Origin of the sequence: Atribacter sp. (assembly GCF_035418125.1) — a bacterium.
GTDB classification, from domain to species: domain Bacteria; phylum Atribacterota; class Atribacteria; order Atribacterales; family Atribacteraceae; genus Atribacter; species Atribacter allofermentans.
Window position 1 is genome coordinate 1 of record NZ_DAOLQM010000242.1, and the last position, 3,336, is coordinate 3,336.

Consider the following 3,336-nt stretch of genomic DNA (forward strand, 5'->3'; position numbering starts at 1 on the left):
AGATCCTCTATCTGGATAAGAATCTGAGAAATTTTATTGATCTTTGCGGACAACTGCGATTTCAAAGGAGATGGGCTCATATCGAGAGAATTCCCAAAACTTCGGTCTTGGGGCATATGCTGATTGTTGCTATGTTAAGCTACTTTCTTTCCTTATTTATAGAACCTGAGCCTTGTGCAAAGCGGATTTATAACAATTGGTATGGAGCGCTCTTCCATGACTTACCAGAAGTACTTACCCGAGATATTATCTCTCCGGTCAAGAGGGCCCTCGGTGATTTGGAAACTCTCATCAAAGAGGAAGAATCAGACCAAATCAGCAAAAAACTCAAACCTCTGCTGAAAGAAGATTGGTATGATGAAATTTTGTATTTCACTATGAATGAATTTGAAACCAAGATCCTGGATGAGAAGAAAAATATTCGCCATTTGGAAAACGATATCATCCCAAATCAGTATAATTTCGATCAATACTCCCCTATTGATGGAAAGCTCATAAAAACCTGTGACAAAATCGCTGCTTTCCTTGAGACCTACTTCTCTATAATAAATGGAGTTGCTTCGCCCCAGCTTATCGAAGCAAAAGGAAAGTTATTTAATGAATTAAAAAACAAAAAATTAGATGGAATCGACATTTTTTTAATCATCGATCTTTTTAGATGAAACTATAAAATTATTGTGACCAGACCATTCTTCCATTTGGATCTAAACTGATTTTGTGCTCCATCTTTTGAGCATCGGAATATATTTTTTAACCTGCTCAATTTGCATATCGGGAAGGTTCATCTTTTTCATAATATCGACGCATTTTTCAATCATTTGTTCCACGGTGATATCTGGGTCGGTAAAATTCCCGTTTTGATAACAATATCGGCAATATTCTTGATTTTGGTTGCCGTTACTATTGGTACCAAAATCTTCTGGTTTTTGCATCGGCATAGAACAACTTTGACAATATGGTCCCTGCGGTTGATAGGTACTCACCATTTCTCACCTCCTTAACTTTTAAAGATTTAATCCACCTCGACTTTTTAATCTTTATCATATTAAGTCATCAATTCCCTTTCAGTTTACTTTAATTTCCATTAAAGTTAAATAGATTAGTGTTATTATTAAACTATAGAAGTTAAGCTTTAAAAAGGAGGCGCCTTATGGCTTTTAAATCGTTATTCATAGCTCATGCACCCGATGCAGATTGCGACAAACATCAAAGCATGATTAACACCGGAAAGTTGAAACTTTTTATCGTTGTGGTAAATAGTCAAGACGAAGCTATTAAAATTGCCAAACAATATTATGATAAGGAAAAAATTGATGGGATAACACTCTGCCCAGGCTTTACCCATGGTGATGTAGCCGAGATATTCCGAGCATTGGAAGGCAAAGTGTCGGTTAGTGTTGCCCGAGGAGATGGTCCAAGCAATCAAATTACACAGCCGGTTTTACAAAAAGAATTCTTTAATAAGTAGGAATTAGCCAGCTTTTATCAAAGCAGGTTTGCCCTTTTTCTCGAAATACCCTTACCAGCTAATATAGAATTTAAAAATATCAAAATCACCTATTGAAAATTTTTACTTTATTTGCTTGGTAATATAAAATGACAGTAACTGAAGAAGGGGTTGAGGATGGATTTAAAACCGGATAATCAAACTGGAGCGATTGGTATCACGCTTCAATTTTTAAAAAATCTCGGAGCACGCCCGGCTTGTTCGGCAAAAGAAAAGAGCTGCGCCCGGTGGATCAAGAACCAGCTGCTCAGTTTCGGATTCGAAGTTATCGAAGATGAGTTTCCTTCATTGGCAACCTATACCTGGCCTTATTTGTTGATCTGGATAGGCTTGATCCTTTCAGTAGTTCTCATGAATATATCGGCTCCAATTGCTTTGGTTCTTTCAGTTTTACTCACCATTATCGAATATTTTGAAATGAACAGTTTTCCAGTTCTGACAACTTTGTTTAAGTGGAAGAAGTCGATAAATATTATTGGGAAAAAGATTCAAAAACCACCGATCATCCTTTTTTCTCATATTGATTCGGCTACCCCTTCAATATTTTTCGATCCTCGTTTTATTAGCAATCCCTACCTTTCGGTTCAGCTTACTATCTTTTCTTCGGTAGCTATTTGTTGTTTTGCTTTGATGAACCTTATCTTTTCCTGGAACTTTTTATATATCCTATCCTGGATTCCCGCCGCCTATCTTATTCTGCTTTCGGTGGGTCATATCCATCGTGAGTTTTTCATGGAGCCCTCGCCAGGTGGAAATGATAACGGTAGTGGAGTCACTGTCTGCCTTGAGGTAGCTCGCCAGTTAGCCAATGAAAACATTCCTTTTTGGGTGGTCTTTACTGGTTCAGAGGAATCGGGGACGAATGGTGCGATTGCTTTTGAGAAAAAATACCGCTCAATCATTGGTGAATCTTTCATCTTAAATTGTGATAATTGCGGAGCTGGCCATTTAGTAGCTGCCTCTAAAGAAGGTATGTGGTCGGTTTTTAACTCCGACCGAAGGTTAATTGAACAGGTGAAAGAAGTTTCCCACAACTTATCCTTACCGATCGAAATCCGGCCCTATCTCGGGCTTTCTACTGATGCTACTCCCTTCTTAGCTCGTGGGTATCGGGCTCTCACCTTTATTGCTCTCAACAAAAAAGGTCTGCCGGTAAACTGGCATTGGAAGACCGATACCATTGACGCAGTAGAACCGGAAAATTTGATATCAACCTGCAACTTGATTTGTTCTTTGCTGCATAGCATCCCCAAATGAGGATGAAAATCCAAGATTCGTTATTCCATGGCATGTCACTACATTAATTAAAGAATGGGCACAATACATTGTGCCCCTACATTTTATACTCTTTGGTAAGGGCTTGATTTATCATGCCCATTTTAAATCCGTCATTGTGAGAAGCGTTTTAAGCGACGTGACAATCTAATCCACCCATTCTGTCATTCTGAGGAGTCCGGTGTTTTCTACCAGACAACGTGAGAATCTCATCTTTTTCAGTTCCTCAATTCCCCAACCTTTAAAAGATGAGATCCTCACGGCTTCGAAAAACGAAGCCTTAGGATGACAGATAAAAGGCACCCTCCCCGCTGCGATGCAGCACCCTTCCAAGGAGGGGAATTATTTGATTTATTCCCCCATTGAGGGGGGATTCAGGGGGGTGTGCCTTTTTCTTTTTTGATCGCTATTTACCTATTCGGTTATTTACAAAGTAAACCATCATAACTCCCAGCAGAACCAGATAAGGATGAAAATATCTATCTAAATCCGTCATTGCGAGGAACGTAGTGACGTGGCAATCTCATTTAACCATGCTTTCATTCTAAGGAATC

At 39.0% G+C, this 3,336-nt stretch carries 4 protein-coding genes; 3 read left to right on the forward strand and 1 reads right to left on the reverse strand.

What is annotated here, in order from left to right; all coding sequences use genetic code 11:
- Positions 1–662 (forward strand): HD domain-containing protein (locus tag PLK24_RS09900; RefSeq protein WP_324478699.1); only part of this gene is annotated, 662 nt, incomplete at its 5' end.
- A gap of 42 nt (positions 663–704) precedes the next feature.
- Here PLK24_RS09900 and PLK24_RS09905 read toward each other — a convergent pair.
- A complete protein-coding gene (locus tag PLK24_RS09905; protein WP_324478701.1) occupies positions 705–986 on the reverse strand; it encodes a zinc ribbon domain-containing protein in 282 nt (93 codons plus the stop codon).
- Between the two features lie 164 nt (positions 987–1,150).
- On the opposite strand from PLK24_RS09905, the gene PLK24_RS09910 reads away from it, so the two are divergent.
- Together PLK24_RS09910 and PLK24_RS09915 are read left to right on the forward strand one after the other, a co-directional pair.
- The gene (locus PLK24_RS09910; protein ID WP_324478702.1) at positions 1,151–1,468 is read left to right on the forward strand and encodes a DUF6506 family protein; all 318 of its coding nucleotides are present in this window, start codon (positions 1,151–1,153) and stop codon (positions 1,466–1,468) included.
- Positions 1,469–1,624: 156 nt separating this feature from the next.
- Entirely contained in the window at positions 1,625–2,764 is a 1,140-nt protein-coding gene (locus PLK24_RS09915; protein WP_324478704.1) for a M28 family metallopeptidase, read from the forward strand.
- The last annotated feature ends 572 nt before the right edge of the window (positions 2,765–3,336 follow it).